General features: G+C 63.3%; 15 protein-coding genes. 8 read left to right on the forward strand and 7 right to left on the reverse strand.

Translation table 11 applies throughout. The features are described from left to right. Positions 1 to 56: 56 nt before the first annotated feature. Positions 57 to 716, reverse strand: a complete 660-nt coding sequence (locus G8E03_RS09400) for a J domain-containing protein (protein ID WP_166190987.1) — start codon at positions 714 to 716, stop codon at positions 57 to 59. A 105-nt stretch (positions 717 to 821) separates the two neighbouring features. Here G8E03_RS09400 and G8E03_RS09405 point away from each other — a divergent pair, with 105 nt between their 5' ends. Beyond that, on the forward strand, positions 822 to 1076 hold the full coding sequence (locus tag G8E03_RS09405; RefSeq protein WP_347340514.1) for a BolA family protein: 255 nt from the start codon (positions 822 to 824) through the stop codon (positions 1074 to 1076). A gap of 48 nt (positions 1077 to 1124) precedes the next feature. Here G8E03_RS09405 and argE read toward each other — a convergent pair whose 3' ends face one another. Beyond that, complete coding sequence (argE, locus tag G8E03_RS09410) at positions 1125 to 2282, reverse strand: acetylornithine deacetylase (RefSeq protein ID WP_166190991.1); 1158 nt, start codon at positions 2280 to 2282, stop codon at positions 1125 to 1127. 169 nt (positions 2283 to 2451) lie between these two features. Between argE and G8E03_RS09415 the strand changes: the two genes are divergently transcribed. The 6 genes from G8E03_RS09415 to G8E03_RS09440 all read left to right on the forward strand — a co-directional run bounded on the left by G8E03_RS09415 (position 2452) and on the right by G8E03_RS09440 (position 8586). Next, entirely contained in the window at positions 2452 to 3453 is a 1002-nt protein-coding gene (locus tag G8E03_RS09415; protein WP_166190993.1) for an ABC transporter ATP-binding protein, read from the forward strand. Continuing rightward, the gene (locus G8E03_RS09420; protein ID WP_283811439.1) at positions 3446 to 4501 is read left to right on the forward strand and encodes an ABC transporter ATP-binding protein; all 1056 of its coding nucleotides are present in this window, start codon (positions 3446 to 3448) and stop codon (positions 4499 to 4501) included. The genes G8E03_RS09415 and G8E03_RS09420 overlap by 8 nt, the downstream gene beginning before the upstream one ends. Beyond that, positions 4498 to 6204 (forward strand): peptide ABC transporter substrate-binding protein, encoded by a 1707-nt coding sequence (locus tag G8E03_RS09425; RefSeq protein ID WP_166190995.1) that lies wholly within the window; start codon positions 4498 to 4500, stop codon positions 6202 to 6204. The genes G8E03_RS09420 and G8E03_RS09425 overlap by 4 nt, the downstream gene beginning before the upstream one ends. A gap of 72 nt (positions 6205 to 6276) precedes the next feature. Further along, a complete protein-coding gene (locus tag G8E03_RS09430; RefSeq protein WP_166190997.1) occupies positions 6277 to 7287 on the forward strand; it encodes an ABC transporter permease in 1011 nt (336 codons plus the stop codon). Beyond that, a complete protein-coding gene (locus G8E03_RS09435) occupies positions 7280 to 8212 on the forward strand; it encodes an ABC transporter permease (protein WP_240910317.1) in 933 nt (310 codons plus the stop codon). The genes G8E03_RS09430 and G8E03_RS09435 overlap by 8 nt, the downstream gene beginning before the upstream one ends. A gap of 44 nt (positions 8213 to 8256) precedes the next feature. Further along, complete coding sequence (locus tag G8E03_RS09440; RefSeq protein WP_166191001.1) at positions 8257 to 8586, forward strand: hypothetical protein; 330 nt, start codon at positions 8257 to 8259, stop codon at positions 8584 to 8586. On the opposite strand, the gene G8E03_RS09445 is transcribed toward G8E03_RS09440, so the two are convergent. From G8E03_RS09445 to nadA, 5 genes are all read right to left on the reverse strand, one after another. Beyond that, entirely contained in the window at positions 8583 to 10703 is a 2121-nt protein-coding gene (locus G8E03_RS09445; protein ID WP_166191003.1) for a TRAP transporter permease, read from the reverse strand. The two genes, G8E03_RS09440 and G8E03_RS09445, sit on opposite strands and share 4 nt — an antisense overlap. Before the next feature lie 86 nt (positions 10704 to 10789). After that, on the reverse strand, positions 10790 to 11806 hold the full coding sequence (locus G8E03_RS09450; protein ID WP_166191005.1) for a TAXI family TRAP transporter solute-binding subunit: 1017 nt from the start codon (positions 11804 to 11806) through the stop codon (positions 10790 to 10792). 123 nt (positions 11807 to 11929) lie between these two features. Beyond that, positions 11930 to 13507: an L-aspartate oxidase gene (locus G8E03_RS09455; RefSeq protein WP_166191007.1), complete on the reverse strand. Its 1578-nt coding sequence runs from the start codon at positions 13505 to 13507 to the stop codon at positions 11930 to 11932. A 22-nt stretch (positions 13508 to 13529) separates the two neighbouring features. Then, on the reverse strand, positions 13530 to 14198 hold the full coding sequence (locus G8E03_RS09460) for a CAP domain-containing protein (RefSeq protein ID WP_166191009.1): 669 nt from the start codon (positions 14196 to 14198) through the stop codon (positions 13530 to 13532). 8 nt (positions 14199 to 14206) lie between these two features. Next, entirely contained in the window at positions 14207 to 15262 is a 1056-nt protein-coding gene (gene nadA / locus G8E03_RS09465) for a quinolinate synthase NadA (RefSeq protein WP_166191011.1), read from the reverse strand. A gap of 258 nt (positions 15263 to 15520) precedes the next feature. On the opposite strand from nadA, the gene G8E03_RS09470 reads away from it, so the two are divergent. After that, positions 15521 to 16333, forward strand: coding sequence for a dihydroneopterin aldolase (locus G8E03_RS09470; RefSeq protein ID WP_166191013.1), 813 nt, complete (start codon positions 15521 to 15523; stop codon positions 16331 to 16333). The last annotated feature ends 7 nt before the right edge of the window (positions 16334 to 16340 follow it).

A 16340-nucleotide genomic window follows, 5' to 3' on the forward strand; every position in this document is an offset into this window, starting at 1 on the left:
GAAGAAAGGGGCGTCCATGTGGCGCCCCTTTTTACGTGATGCAGGTTTGCGAAAGGTTATTCGGGGAAGGATCGCGAAACCTTGATCTGGTCCCAGGCCCAGACGACCTCCTGCAACTTATCCTCGTCGTCGCGCTTTCCGCCGTTCATGTCAGGGTGAAGATCCTTGACCATACTCTTGTAAACCTTGCGCAATTCGGATTTGGTCAACGTGTCCTCCGCGCCGAGGATGTCGAGGGCCTTACGCTCCGTCGGGGGCAGCTTGCGCTTGCGGGGGCGGTTGGGGGCGCTGGCGGGATTCATCGTGGCGTTTTCGCCCAGCACCTGCATGGGATCGTCGAAGCCGAAGCGGGCCCAGGCGCGCCCCTCGGTGTGGGAGGCGGTTTTTGCCTTCTCGGCCCCGGTCTTGAACGACCATGTGGGCCGTTCACCTACGCGGTCCTTTTCGAGCTGCTCGTCGAATTCCTCCTCGGTATGATACTCGAAGAAGTTCCATTTCTGATTGTACTCGCGGATATGCTCCTTGCAGAACCAGAAGAATTCTTCGAGCCTTTCGCGGGATTTAGGTGCGCGATACAGGCCCTTTTCCTGACAGCCGGGGCTGTCGCAGGGTTTCGTGGACGTGTTGACGGCGCCCGATTGACCACGCGATTTCGCGCGCCGTCGCTTGTCTGCGCCGACGGAAATGTCAAAATCGAACGGGTTGTTACGGGCCATGCCAAATCTCTCCTGCCGGGACTACTTCCGAGTCGGGAGACGAGAGTTTAGACTTATCCCAGCGGAGGTGAAGAGCCGCAGAGCCCAAGGAGATCAGTTTTGCGTGTGGCAGATCGTATCAGTTTGAAATTGCAGGAAACCTTTGATCCCACCCGGTTGGAGGTCGTGGACGAATCCCATCTTCACGCCGGTCATGCCGGTGCGCCTGATGGCGGGCAGAGCCATTTTCACGTGGTCATGCGCGCCGCTGCGCTCGACGGCTTGAGCAGAGTTGCCGCCCATCGGCGGGTAAATGCCGCGTTGAAGGAGGAACTGGCCGGGCCGATCCATGCGCTGTCCCTCGACGTGGCGGCGCGCTAACTGAGCGGCTGCGCTGCGGTGGATAGAGGCGGCAGCGCGCCCGAAAGGTTAATCCTGCAATTCCGCGATCAGGCGAGCGATGAAACGCTCCCCCTCCGCCAATTGTTCGAGGCTCAGGAACTCATCGGGTTGGTGCGCCTGCTTGATGGAACCGGGGCCGCAGATGACGGTGGAGACGCCGCGCTCCTGAAATTGACCGCCCTCGGTGCCGTAGGAGACCTTCTCGGTGGAATTGTCGCCGGTCAGACGGCGGACCAGCGCCTCCGCCGCGCCGTCGGTTTCGGGCAACAGGCCGGGAACGCGGCCGCGACGCTCGATCTGGATGGATGCTTCGGGGCGGATCTGCTGAATCTCTGCTTCCAGTTCCGCCGCCTTGGCGCGGAAGCGGTCCTCCCATTCATCGACGCTCTCATGCGGAGCGACGCGGATGTCGATCACGAAGGTGCAGTCCTTCGCGGTGATGTTGTGCGCGGTGCCGCCATGGATGATCCCGGCGTGCAGTGTCGTCCACGGCGGCTCGAATCCGGTGTCCGAGGGGGCGGCAGCGCGGTTGGCCTGCATTGTGTCGTGCATCCAGGTGATCAGGCGGGCGGCGGTCATCACGGCGGACACGCCGGTATGGACCAGCGAGGAATGCACCTCGAACCCGTGGACATGCACATTCAACCCGATGGAGCCCTTATGCCCATCCACCAGTTTCATCATCGAGGGTTCGCCCACGATGCAGGCCCGCGCGGCGGGCAGTTCGGCGGTGATCCGGTCAATCATCGGCGGCGCGCCGAGGCAGCCGACCTCCTCATCATAGCTCAGAGCCAACATGATCGGGTGGGTCAGGTTCGCATTCAGCATGTCCGGCACAGCGGCAAGCGCGGTGGCCACAAAACCCTTCATGTCACAGGTGCCGCGCCCGTAAAGCTTTCCGTTGCGCTCCTTCAGGGTGAAGGGATCCGTGGTCCAGTCCTGCCCTTCGACCGGAACGACATCCGTATGGCCAGACAGGATCACGCCGCCCGCGACCGGGGGGCCGATCAGGGCGTGCAGGCTGGCCTTGGTTCCGGTGTCGTCATAGGTGCGATGCGTCTCAACCCCGTGCTGCGTCAGGTAATCGGCCACGAAATCGATCAGCGGCAGGTTGCTGTCACTGCTGATCGTCGGGATCGCGACCAGACGTTCCAGCATCTGCCGTGCGGTGTAATGATCTGCCATCCCTGACCTTTCGGTTGTGTTCCGGTCGGAGATTGATCCGCTGCCGAACCGGCGTCAAGCAGGCGTATCGCCCCTTGCGCCAAAATGGGAATCGTCGTCTAGTTTGATCGACAGGCGATCAAAATCATGCCGTGAGAGTGTGAACAGAACGATCGCAGATGGGGATTACATGCGCGACACCATCGCACCGCTACTGGATGTAGCGCAGCTGAAGACCGTATTTCACACACGATCCGGCGCGGTTCACGCGGTGAATTCGGTCTCGTTCTCGGTCGCGCCGGGTGAACTGGTGGGCGTTGTCGGCGAAAGCGGCTCGGGCAAGTCCGTCACGATGATGAGCCTGATGAACCTGCTGCCCCGCTCGGCTGAGATTGTCGGCGGGGAGGTCCTTTTCCAGGGGCGCGACGTGCGCGCGATGAACCGGGCGGAACTGCTGCGATTGCGCGGGCGTGATGTGGGGTTTGTGTTTCAGGATCCCATGACCTCTCTCAACCCGGTGTTCACCGTTGGTCGCCAGATCACGGAACGTTTGCGCAAGCATATGAACATGAGCAGGGCCGAGGCCAGGGTTCGTGCGGCGGAGTTGTTGAGCCTGGTCGGCATTTCCGATGCCGCCCGGCGGTTGCAGGATTATCCCCACCAGTTTTCCGGCGGTATGCGTCAGCGGGTGGTCATCGCCATTGCTCTGGCGTGTGACCCCAAGTTGTTGATTGCGGATGAACCGACCACGGCGCTGGACGTGACCATTCAGGCGCAGATCATCGCCTTGGTGCGCGATCTGCGACAGAAGCTCGATATGGGGATTGTCTGGATCACCCATGATCTGGGTGTGGTCGCTGGTATCGCGGACCGCGTGATCGTGATGTATGCTGGTCAGATCGTCGAGCAGGGGCCGGTGCGTGAATTGTTTGCCCGCCCGCAGCATCCCTATACCCGCGCTTTGCTGGAAACCTTGCCAAGTGTGACGGGTGCCCGGTCCGAACGATTGCGAACCATCGAGGGGCAGCCGCCCTCGCTAGGGGGGGCGCCGGATCGCTGCCCCTTCGCGCCGCGCTGCGCACATACGTTCGGGCGGTGCCTGACGGAAAACCCCCAGCGGATTGAGGTCGGCGGCGGCCATGATGTCGCTTGCTGGTGGGATCCGCAAACCGGGGAGATGCGCCATGTCTGAGATGGCGCCGATCAAGCCGCTGGTCGAAGTTCGCGACCTGACCATGCATTTCGACATCCACGCCGGTATTCTGCGCCGCAAGGTCGGCGCCGTGAAGGCGGTGGACGGGCTGAGCTTCGATATCATGCAGGGGGAGACTCTGGGCCTGGTCGGGGAAAGCGGCTGCGGCAAGTCCACGACCGGTCGCGCGATCCTGCGGCTTTACGATCCGACGGCGGGATCGGTGCGGATCGGCGGGGTGGACGTGGCATCGCTGGGCAGTGCGGAGCTGCGCCGTGCCCGGCCGCAGATGCAGATGATCTTTCAGGATCCGCAGGCCAGCCTGAACCCGCGCATGACTGTCGGCTCGATCATCGCGGAACCGTTGCGCGAACATAGCGATATGGACCGCGACGCACGTGACGTCCGGGTGCGGGAGTTGATGGACGCGGTCGGCCTGAACCGGGCGTTCGCCAGCCGCTATCCTCACGAGTTCTCGGGCGGTCAGCGGCAGCGGATCGGCATTGCGCGCGCCCTGGCGCTGAACCCCAGGTTCATTGTCTGTGATGAGCCGATCGCGGCGCTGGATGTCTCCATACAGGCGCAGGTGGTCAATCTGCTGGAGGATTTGCAGCGCGATCTGGGCCTGACCTATTTGTTCATCAGCCACGATCTGAGCATGGTTCGTCACCTCGCGAACCGGGTGGCGGTGATGTATCTGGGCAAGATCGTGGAGCTTGCCCCGCGCGATGCGCTGTATTCCGATCCGCGCCATCCCTACACCGAGGCATTACTGAGCGCGGTTCCCGTCGCGGATCCCGTGGTGGAGGCTACGCGCCAACAGATCATTCTGGAGGGCGACGTGCCCAGCCCGGCGAACCCGCCGAAGGGCTGCAACTTCTGCACGCGCTGCCCCAAGGTAATGCCGGTCTGCCATGAGGTGTCGCCAGCATTTGTCGAGCATATGCCGGGGCGGTTTGTCGCATGTCATCTGATGGATGAAGAGCAAGACGCAAGTATATTGCGCGAAAACAAAAATGATAATGTCCAACAAGGAGAGACCCAATGAAAAAGATCGGTTTCCTGATGGCCGCGACCGCGTTGGTCGCCGCCGGTTCCGCCCACGCCGAGTCCCATGAGGGCCGTGCCACGGACGGTCACCTCAACATCATCTACTGGCAGGCGCCCTCTCTGCTGAACCCCTATCTGTCTGGCGGCACGAAGGAGTTGGAGGCCTCCAGCCTCGTGATCGAACCGCTGGCCCGGTATGACGAGACGGGCACAATGGTGCCGTTTCTGGTGGATGAAATTCCCACAGTGGACAATGGCGGCGTGTCCGAGGATCTGACCACGATCACCTGGACGCTGAGCGAGGGCATCAAGTGGTCCGATGGCACGCCATTGACGGCTGCGGACGCGGTGTTCACCTGGCAGTATTGCACCGATCCGGAATCCGGCTGCGCGCAGCTTTCCAATTACAACGATGTGGAAAGCGTCGAGGCGGTGGACGACCGAACGATCAAGATCACCTTCAGCGTGCCCAAGCCGTTCCCCTACGGCCCGTTCGTCGGCGCGCAATCGCCCGTTATCCAAGCGGCGCAATTCGCAGATTGCTTGGGCGCGGCGGCACCGACATGTACGGATGCGAACTTCGCCCCCATCGGCACCGGGCCGTTTGTCGTTACCGATTTCAAGGCGAACGACGTCGCAAGCTTCGTCGCGAATGAGAATTACCGCGACCCGATGAAGCCTGCCTTCGCGACACTGAACCTCAAGGGCGGTGGCGATGCGGCATCGGCGGCGCGGTCCGTTCTGGAAACGGGTGAGTTCGATTACGCCTGGAACCTTCAGGTGGAGCCGGAAATCCTGAACCAGATGGCAGCAGCAGGGCAGGGCACAGTCGTGTCGGCCTTCGGCACTTCGGTGGAGCGGATGCACGTCAATCAGACCGATCCCGACCCTGAACTGGGGGATGAGCGGGCCACGGTGGCGCATCCGCACCCGTTCCTGACAGACCCGAATGTCAGCCGGGCGCTGTCACTGGCCATTGACCGGGAAATTCTGGTCGAGGCGGGCTATGGCTCCTCCGGTCAGCCGACCTGTAACGTGCTGCCCGCGCCGGCGATCTATGCATCCACCAACAACGACTGGTGCCTGAACTACGACCCCGATGAGGCAAACCGCCTGCTGGATGAGGCCGGTTGGGTCATGGGCGATGACGGCGTGCGGACCAAGGACGGCGAGCGTCTGAGCATACTCTACCAGACCTCCACCAACTCCGTCCGCCAAGGCACGCAGGCGCTGGTCAAGCAGATGTGGGAGGAGATCGGGGTCGAGACGGAGCTGCGCAATATCGACGGCTCGGTATTCTTCGGCGGCGATCCTTCCTCACCCGATACGTTCCAGAAGTTCTTTGCCGATATCGAGATGTATACCAACAATTTCGATGGCACCGATCCGGAGCGGTACATGGGCAACTGGGCCTGCGCCGAAATCCCCTCACCCGAAACGCAGTGGCAGGGCTCGAACATGCAGCGCTTCTGTTCCGAGGAATATGACGCGCTGGTCGTCGAGTTCGGCCAGACCGCCGCATTGGAGGATCGCGCGGCACTGGCGATCAAGATGAACGACATGCTGATGAACAGCGGCTCGATCATTCCGCTGGTGCACCGTGGCGGCGTCTCGGCCCATTCCAACTCCTTGGAGGGCGTCCTGATGAACGAGTGGGACAGCGAGTTGTGGAACATCGCGGACTGGACCCGCGCCGAATAAGCGCGAAGCAGGAGCGGCGATGCATCGCCGCTCCACCCCCCTGTTTTTCAAGGCTATCACCCCGAGGCGTCGATGTTCGCATTTACAATCCGCAGACTGCTGTTCGCGATCCCGACGCTTCTGGCCATCAGTTTTATTATCTTCGCGATCCTGGACCTGGCCCCCAGCGATCCGACCGGAAACCTGCCTCTGACCATCTCACCCGAGGTGCGGGCGCAGATCCGGTCCTCACTGGGTTTGGACGAGCCGTTTCCGATCCGCTATCTGCTGTGGCTCAAACAGTTTTTCATCAACGAACCGCTCAATCTGATCGAGGGGTGGACCGGCTGGACCCTAGGCGATGGGGAGCGGATGCGCGTCACCTCATGGGCGACGCGATCCCCGGTGGTCGATCTGATCATCGAGCGGATGCCGCAAACCCTATGGGTCGTCGGCATGAGCCAGGTGATCGCCATCGTGATCGCGGTGCCGATCGGCGTCATCTCCGCATACAAGCAATATTCGTGGTTCGACCAGATAGGCACCTTTGTCAGCATGGTCGGATTCTCGATCCCGACCTTCTTTACCGGGCTGGTGTTCATCGTTCTGTTTTCCGTGCATCTGCAATGGTTTCCGTCGATCTATGACACCAACCACGTGATCGACAGTTGGGACAGTTTCGTGTTTCAGATCAAGCAGATGATCATGCCGACTATGGTTCTGGCACTGGCGACGGCGGCGCAGTTGAGCCGGTATATGCGGGCCTCCATGCTCGACAATCTGCAACAGGATTACGTGCGCACCGCCCGTGCGAAGGGTCTGACGGAGCGGGTGGTGGTCATGATCCATGTTCTGCGCAACTCGATGATCCCGGTGGTTACGGTGATTGCACTGAACATTCCCACGATCTTTGGCGGGGCGATCATAACGGAGCAGATCTTCCGCGTGAACGGCATCGGGCAGCTGTTGATCATCGGTATTCAGGGGGCCGATATTCCGCTGGTGCAGACGCTGACCTTCATCTTTGCGGTGCTGATCGTGCTGTTCAACCTTATCGCCGATGTCCTCTACGGCATTCTGGACCCGAGGATTCGCTATGAGTGATCAGGACCGTATCTTCGCCCAAACTGTGGTCGATGAGGTGGAGGAGCGTCCCCGCACCCTGTTGCGCGACGTGTGGAGCCAGTTTACCGCCCACCGCGGCGCGATGGCGGGGCTGGCAGTGTTTCTGGTGATCGTGCTGGGCGTCAGCTTCGGCCCGTTCATTCATACGATTGATCCGACCTACAGCGATTTTCGGGCTCGCAATCAGGGGATGAGCCTGGCGCATCCGATGGGAACCGACAATCTTGGCCGGGACATGTTCGCGCAGGTGCTGCAAGGCGGGCGGGTCTCGCTGCTCGTCGGAGTCACGGCGATGGCCATTGCGATGTTCTTCGGCACATTGGTGGGCGTGCTTGCCGGGTATTTCCGCAGGCTCGACGGGATATTGATGCGTGTGACAGATTTGTTTCTGGCTTTACCTATCCTGCCGTTATTGCTTGTTATTATCATGCTGTTCCGCGATACGCTGCGCAAAGCCTTCGGGCCGGAGGCGGGGATCTTCCTGCTGATCGTTTTCATTATCGGGATCACGTCGTGGATGCAGACCGCTCGGATCGTGCGCGGCGATGTGTTGGCGCTGAAGGAACGGGAGTTCGTGCTGGCCGCGCGTTCCATCGGCACGCCTGCGCACCGGATCATCCTGCGGCATGTTCTGCCGAATGTTCTGAGCCCGATCATGGTGTCCGCGACGCTGGGCATCGCGACGGCAATCATCACGGAAAGCGCGCTCAGCTTTCTCGGCCTCGGTTTTCCCAGCGATTTTCCGACCTGGGGGCGTCTGTTGTTCGACGGCGCGAACTTCATGACGCTGACGCCCAGCCGGGTGATCTGGCCCGGACTGATGCTGTCGCTGACGGTGTTGTCGGTGAACTATGTCGGAGACGGACTTCGCGACGCGCTCGATCCGCATATCCGGGGGCGCTGATCCTCACGCTGCTGGCTGGCATGGCTGCGGCGCAGGAGATTGGCGTGTCCGTGGTGAATGCCGAACTGCATCGCGGGCCGCAGGGGGCGTGGGATATTCACGGCATCGTCTACAATATCGGCGATGTGCCGATCACCCTGCTGGGTGCCGACGGGCCGGATGGTGAGGACGGATATATCTTCGCCACGCATGACGATATCACCGAGGAGCTTTTCGAGATCGCGCTGCAACCTGGCAATGCGCTGGACCTGATGCACGGGGGCCTGTTCCTGCGGTTCGAGGATCTCGACTCCCCCCCGGTGGGGGAGGTGGCGATCTCGTTCTATTTCGACGGCTTCGTGATGCCGGTGGATGTGCGGGTCATGCGCCCCTAGGCCGCCTTCGCCTTGGCAAAGAAGGGCAGGCCCCGCGCGTTCAACACGATCAATGCGACGACGGCGGCGGCGCCGGCGACGTTCAGAACCACGCCGGTGGGCCATAGGCAGACCAGTCCGGCCACGCCCGCCAGCACCCGCATTCCCAACCCCATGCGCCGTTCCATACAGCCCTGAAGCGCACCGGCCAGCGCGTAGGTGCCCGCCACGCCGAAGCAGAACACGTAGAGCGCATCCACCCAGTTGCCCGAAAGGAACGGCGTATAGGCGAACAGAACCGGCACGATGTAGAGGCCCTTGGCCAGCTTCCAACTCGCTACGCCGGTCGCCATCGGCGGCGATTTGGCGATCGTGGCGGCGGTGAACGCGGCCAGGGCCACGGGCGGCGTGACATTGCTGTCCTGGCTGAGCCAGAAGATGATCATATGCGCTGACAGCAGGGCGGCCAATGCGGCCTCGGCCGGGACGACCAGATCGCGCAGGGGGGCGGCAACCTCCAACGGTAGGGCGCCGACGATCTCACGCGCTTCGGTCACGGGCATCGGCGCGCCGAGCAGGGGCATGATTTCAGGGGCGGAGAGCATGAACAAGGCTTGCGCGCCCATCGGCAACTCGCCGTTTGCGATCAGATCGACCACCACCCGGTCCGAGATCATGCCCGCCAGCGCCGGGGCGGACAGGGTCGCCAACACGATATAGGCCGCCGTCACCGGCAACCCCATGCCCAGCACCAGACTGGCCAGCGCGACCAGCACGATGGCCAGCAACAGGTTGCCCTGCGACCAGTCCGCGATCATCAGGCTGAACGTATTGCCCACGCCCGCCGTGGTGATGACGTTGACCACCAGTCCCACGGCGCACAGCAGAACGGCCGTCATGACCATGGAGCGTGCGCCCATGACCAGCGCCTCGAACACCGCCTTTGGCCCCATCGGATTCCGGGTCAGCCAGCTGGACGCGATCACAGCGCCGATGCCGATCACGGCGGCATAGGTGGGGGTGAAGCCGGAGACAAGCAGGAAGATCAGCACGCCGATGGGGATGATGAACGAGGCACCGCCGCTTTTCACCGCGCTCCACAATGTTGTGCCCTCGGACGGCATGGGGGCCAGATCGTGGCGCTTCGCCTCGATCCGTACGAAGAACGCCACGGTCAGGAAATACAACAGCGCGGGCAGGGCCGCGACGGCGACGATCGTCTCGTACGGAATCTGGGTGAAGCTGGCCATCACGAAGGCCCCCGCGCCCATGATCGGCGGCATCAACTGGCCCCCGGTCGAGGAGGCGGCCTCCACCCCGCCGGCGAATTTGGCGGGAAAGCCTGCGCGCTTCATCAGCGGAATGGTGATAACGCCGGTGGAGGCGGTGTTGGCAATGGCGGAGCCTGAGATGGTGCCGGTCAGGCCCGACGCAATCACGGCGACGAGGCCCGGCCCCCCGACCAGCTTGCCCGCGATGGCGCGGGCCAGGTCGATGACAAACTCGCCCGCGCCCGAGCGGATCAGGAAGCTGCCGAAAATGATGAACAGGAACACATAGGTCGAAGAGATCCGCGCGATGGTCCCGAAGATCGCGTCATCCCCATATATCGAGCGGAACAGCACGGTTTCCCAGCTGAGCCCGCGGAATGAGAAGACGCCCCCCACGATGCTGCCCCACCAGCCGACATAGGTCAGGCTGAGCACGATCAGGATCGGAATCACCAGACCTGAGACGCGGCGCGTCAGTTCCGTGGCAGCCACGATGGTTGCGATGGCTGCGATCCAGTCCATCGGTGCGAAATTGACGCCTCGCGCATAGATCGCATCCTCGGCCAGTGCCATCCACGTGGCCCCGGCAACGGCGATCAGGCCCAGCGTGATGTCGCTGGCGATGGCCGCGCGGCTTTTCTTGAGGCTGTCGCGGGGGATCACCGGATAGAGCAGTGCCGCCAAAAACGCGAAACCCGCGAAGTGGAAGACGTTGCGCTCGAACTCCGAAATCACCGGGAACAGCGCCAGATAAAGGTGCCCCACGGACAGGATCAGGCAAACGGCAACGGCGAGCATGTTGAGCGGGCCGGTCAGTTCCCGTGTCGGGCTGACGGTCACGACTTCGCCGGGGATGCTGTCTGTCATGGATGGGTCCTGTCTGAGGAGGTCTGTGATGGCAGCCACCCCGAATGGTCTCGGGGTGGCCAGCCGTTCAAGTCATGTGCGCGGGATCAGCCCTGCGGACGCAGGCGGTCGGGAATGGTGACGCCGACCTCCTCGTAATACCGGATTGCACCGGGGTGCAGCGGCAGGGGCAGACCCGCAATGGCCTTCTCGATGGACATCACCGAGGTTGCGGGATGGATCGCCTGCAGGAAGGCGAGGTTCTCGTAGATCGTCTTGGTAATCAGGTAGACGTTCTCCTCAGGCAGGGAGGCCTGCGTGGCGAGGAAGTTCGGCTGCGCGATGGTGGTGACAGTCTCCGCCTGACCGGGATATGTGCCGGCCTCGATTACATATTCGGTCCACAACTCACGCTCATCGTCGGCCTGGGCCATCTGTTCGGGCGTGAAGTTCAGCAAGGTCACACCATCACCGGCGGAGGCGAACAGCTGACTGATCGCGCCAACCGGCACGCCCGCGGGGGTGGAGATGCCCACGACCTGACCGTTCTGCAATGCCTCGGCCGACGGGCCGTAGCCGCCCTCGACCAGATCGTAATTCTCATAGATATCGACGCCCAGACCGCCCAGGATGGCGGCGTTCGAGCCGATGGTGCCGGAGTTGCGCGCGCCGAGTGCGACGGACGAGCCGGTCGCATTTACGAGATCGGAAATCGTTCCGGTCTCCGCAATATCGCTGTCCACGACGAAATGTTCGACGTTCTGCCACAGCATGGACACGGCACGCATGTTCGATTGCGGGCCGACTTCCTCCAGCGGGCCGGTGCCGGTCGCCGCGTAGTAACCGTAGAGGCCCTGCATGATCGCGAACTGCGCCTCGTCCTCACGCAGCAGGCGGACGTTCTCACCCGACCCGGCGGAGGAAATGGCCGACATGCCGATGCCCTGACCCGGCTGAAGCTTGACCTTGACCAGCGTCGAGAGGGCGACACCGACCGGATAATAGGTGCCGCCGGTGGAGGCGGTGGCAAGGATGTAGTCCGCTTCCTCCGCCTGAGCGGTGCCGAAGGCGAAGGTTGCAGCGGTCGTCGCCGCGAGGAACAGTTTCATGCTGTGACGCATCATATGTCGTCTCCCTGAGATTTGCTTGGAGCCTTTTGCGGGCCCGTACACCTACACTGCAAGGAACTGGCGTCATTGCAAGGTAGAGTTCGTCCCCACGCGCCGAACAGGCAGGGTAAAACAACCTCAGGCGGCGGCGCGGATCGCCAGGGCCTGCGCCAGAGTGATCAAGGTGCGGTGCGCCTGTGCCGGATCGGTGTCGGGGAAATCGTCGCGGAAATGACCGCCCCGGCTTTCGGTGCGGCGCAGGGCTGCGGCGGCAATCAGGGTGGCGGCAGTGGTCATGTTCAGAAACGCGCGGGAGCCGGGGGCATGCGTTTCCTCCAACTCGGCAATGGTCCGCAGGGCGGTACGCATCCCCTCGGCCGTGCGAACGACGCCCAGATGGCGATCCATGACATCGCGCAGGGTGGCCACGGCCTCATGCGGGTCCTGACGTGGACCGGGGCCGTGCAGCGGAGGCTCCAACGGTATGGCCTGCGTAGCGTCCTGATCGGCGGTCATGGGCAAGGGGGCGATATCCTCCGCGATACGCGCGGCGAAGACGACGGCCTCCAGCAGGGAGTTCGAGGCAAGACGGTTCGCGCCGTGCAGCCCGGTCGCAGTAACCTCGCCACAGGCCCACAGGCCGGGCAGGGAGGATCGCCCGCGTGCATCGGTCAGGATGCCGCCCATGTGATAGTGCTGCGCGGGCCGCACCGGGATCGGTTGCGTGGCCGGGTCGATGCCCGCTTCGACGCAATACTGCGCGACGGTGGGAAACTCCTCGTAGATCGCCGCGCCCACGGCCTGACGTGTATCGAGGAATACAGGTCGGTCGGTGCTGGTGCGGGCATGAATGGCACGGGCAACGATATCGCGCGGCGCAAGCTCCCCCGCCGCGTCTATGTCGAACATGAAACGGTGGCCATTCTCGTCGATCAGGGTTGCACCGTGGCCGCGCAAAGCCTCCGTCGCGAGGGGGCAGGGATCACGGTCCACGGCGATGCCGGTGGGGTGGAACTGCACGAACTCGGTGTCGGCGATGGTCGCCCCGGCCCGCGCCGCCATGCCCAGCCCCTGACCGCGCACCCGGCCGGGATTGGTCGATACGGCGTAGAGCCCGCCGATGCCGCCTGTAGCCAGCACGACCTCCTGCGCGGAAATGTAGATCGGCGCGGCCATCGGATCCGCGATCTGGCGTGCGAAGGCGCCAACCACCTGACCGTCGCGTGTGGCGAGGTCATCGACCACCACCCCCTCCAGCAACGTGATGGACGGCGTATCGCGCGCGGTGCGGATCAGCGCATCCATGATCGCACGGCCCGCCTGATCGCCCGAGACGCGCACCACGCGGTTGGTGGAATGCGCCGCCTCCTTGGATTGCAGCAGGCGCCCCTCACTGTCACGGTCGAACGGAGCGCCGTAGTCGAGCAGGTCGAAAATGCGCGCTGCCCCCTCGGACGTGACGCCGAGGGCGATATCTTCATCCACCAGACCGGCACCGGCCAGCACGGTGTCGCGGGCATGTGCCTCCGCCGTATCGCCCAGACCGACCGCCGCCGCGATGCCGCCCTGCGCCCAGGCGGAGGACGCGCCGACACCGACGGGTTCGGGCGACAGCACCGTGCAAGGACGCGGGCTGAGCTTGAGCGCGGTGAACAGCCCCGCAAGGCCCGCGCCGATGATCAGCGTTCCCGCCGCTTCGAGGACGTTCTGGGTCATGGGCGAGGCTCCACCGTCGGGGCTATTTGATCAGGACCTGCGTGGCGAGGATGCGCCCGCAAAGTGTGTCCGCATCGGTTATCGCGAACCCGGCGCCGTGCCGGGTAAAGGCCGGGTCGAGCATGTTGCGCCGGTGCGGCGGGCTGGCCATCCATCCCGCGACGATTGCCTGCGCCGCACTGTCATAGGTGCGATAGTCCAGAAGTTCCGCACGCCGCCCCACGACGGAGCCGAGCTTGTCCGTGACACCCGAGCCGAAATTATAGGTAAACTCACAGTTCTCAGCATCCACAACGCGGTATTCGCGCCCAGGCTCGTAATCCACCACGAAGGTCTGGCCGAGATTCTCCGCGATCCGGCTGAGCGATACGCCGGTGACTGAAAGGCGATCCGTCAGCGTTTCCCGCCCCTCAACGGGTGAGACATGATCGAAGAAGTCGTATTGCGCCATGTCCCGCGAATGCGCCGCTGCCGCCGCGTTCAGCCCCGGAATCGGCGCGATGGGCGACAAGCCCTCGGCGCAGCGCTCCACATTGACGTGATGCGCCAGCGCCAGACTGAAAAGCGCGGTATCGTGGCTGCCATCGCGCGGCAGATCGGCCTGCGCCCCATCTGGCAAGGGTTGCGCAGGACAGGCCAGCACCGCACCGGGCAGGGCCAGAGCGGCCAGAAGGGTCAGTGTTTTCAACATCGCGCGGCTCAGGAATTCGTGACTTCGATCATGCGCTCGACCGCGCGACGGGCGGGTTCCAGCAGGGCCTCGTCCACGGTGACTTCCTCCGTGCCGGAATGCAGCGACCACAGGATGTTCTCAAGGCTGATCCGCTTCATGTGCGGGCAGATGTTGCAGGGACGTACGAAATCGACCTCGGGCGTTTCGGCGGCGACGTTGTCGGACATGGAGCATTCGGTGACCATCACCACCTTGGGCGGCTTGTTGGTCTTGACCCACTGGATCATGCCGGCGGTGGAGCCTGTGAAGTCCGCCTCCGCCACCACGTCGGGGGGGCATTCGGGATGCGCGATGATCGCAACGCCGGGATAGGAGTCGCGGTAGGCGCGCAGCTCCTCCGCCGTGAATTGTTCGTGAACGATGCACGCGCCCTCCCAATACACCACACGCTTGGAGGACAGGGCCGCGATGTTCTGTGCCAGATAGCCATCGGGTGTCATGATAACGGTATCGCCGGGCTGCGCCTCGACAATGGCCAGCGCGTTGGACGAGGTGCAGCAGATGTCGGACGCGGCCTTCACGGCGGCGGTGGTGTTGACGTAGCTGACGACCTGCGCACCGGGATAATCGGCGCGCATCTTCTCGATATCCGCTGCCGTAATGGATGAGGCCAGCGAACAGCCCGCGCGGCTGTCGGGGATCAGCACGGTTTTCTGCGGGTTCAGGATCTTGGACGTTTCGGCCATGAAGTGCACACCGCACTGGATGATCGTCTGCTGGCGAACCTTCGTCGCCTCGATCGCCAGTTGCAGGCTGTCGCCGGCCACGTCCGCGACCCCGTGGAAGATCTCGGGAGTCATGTAGTTGTGGGCTAGAACGACGGCGTCCGTCTCCTTCTTCAGCGCGTTAATCGCCCGCACATAGGGGGCGAAGCGCATCCAGTCGGGGGCGGGGATCACGTCCTTGACCACCTGATATTGCGCATCGGTGTCGCGCACCGCCGCCTCGGACGGTTCCAGATCGTAATGCGCGGCAAGCTCGGCGCGGGCCGCATCGGCCTTGGTCTGTGCGTTGAGGAACATGGCTGTCTCCCGCTTCTCCATTATACTCATATTGAGTATATAGGGTGTATCAAAAAACGCGCAACAGATGCGCGGTCGGTTCAGAACCTGTCGTCGTGTCACCATATTGTCAAGAAGAACCAGATTGCGCCGCCCCGGTGTCGTTTCCGAACGACAAACCACCCCGAACCGACCTGCATCGCGTCGCGGCAGCGTTAGAGGTTGTGGCAACCCGCCCGACACGGTAGCGGGGGCGCACACATGATGGAGAGCCGTCAGATGACCGATGAGACCGCAATCGCCTTCGAATTGCCGCATGTCCGGGCTGCCGCGACGGCGGGCGATCAACCGCATGACCGTATTTCCGTGCGGGACTACGTGCGTGACGTCGAGATCGGCGCCTTCCTGTCCGAGCGTGGCGTCACCCAGCGCATCCGGTTCAACGTGGTGCTGGAGGTCGCAGCCCATGTCGCGGCGCAGGATGACGACGTGGACAAGGTCATCAGCTATGACACCATCGTTCAGGCCATCGAGCATCAGCTGGGGGCCGAACGTATCAACCTGCTGGAAACCCTGGCGGAGCGGGTGGCGGAGCGGTGCCTGACCGACCGGCGGGCGATCCGCGTCTTTGTCCGGATCGAGAAGCTCGACCGCATTCCCGGTGCCTTGGGCGTGGAAATCGTTCGGATGCGCAAGGGGGTGGCGGCTGTGCCGATACGGGCCCGTGCGCCGCTGCCCGACGATGCACCGATCCCCGCCGTATCGTGCGCCGACGATCGCGCCGCGCTGGATGCGGTGTCCGGTCCCACGGTCCTGTGCGTACCGCCAATGGGTGCGGTGGCGACCGATCCCGCAGGCGAAGCCGCGCGCCGGATCGCCCTTCTGGCCTATGATCAGGGCGCGTGGGCCTTTGCCGCCGATGATTCGCGGTGCACTGTCGTTGCCACGCGAACGGAACTCGACTGGGCCTTGCGCAAGGGGCTGATCTGTATCTGGGCCCCCTCCAAGATCGTGCTGGACACGATGCCCGCGCCCGCAGACCTGCGGCGGGAGACGCTGGCCGCCTGGTTCGAGGCGCTGCTGAACCGTTAAATCCCCG

This window comes from Pontivivens nitratireducens, from assembly GCF_011290545.1.
Taxonomy (GTDB): Bacteria; Pseudomonadota; Alphaproteobacteria; order Rhodobacterales; family Rhodobacteraceae; genus Pontivivens; species Pontivivens nitratireducens.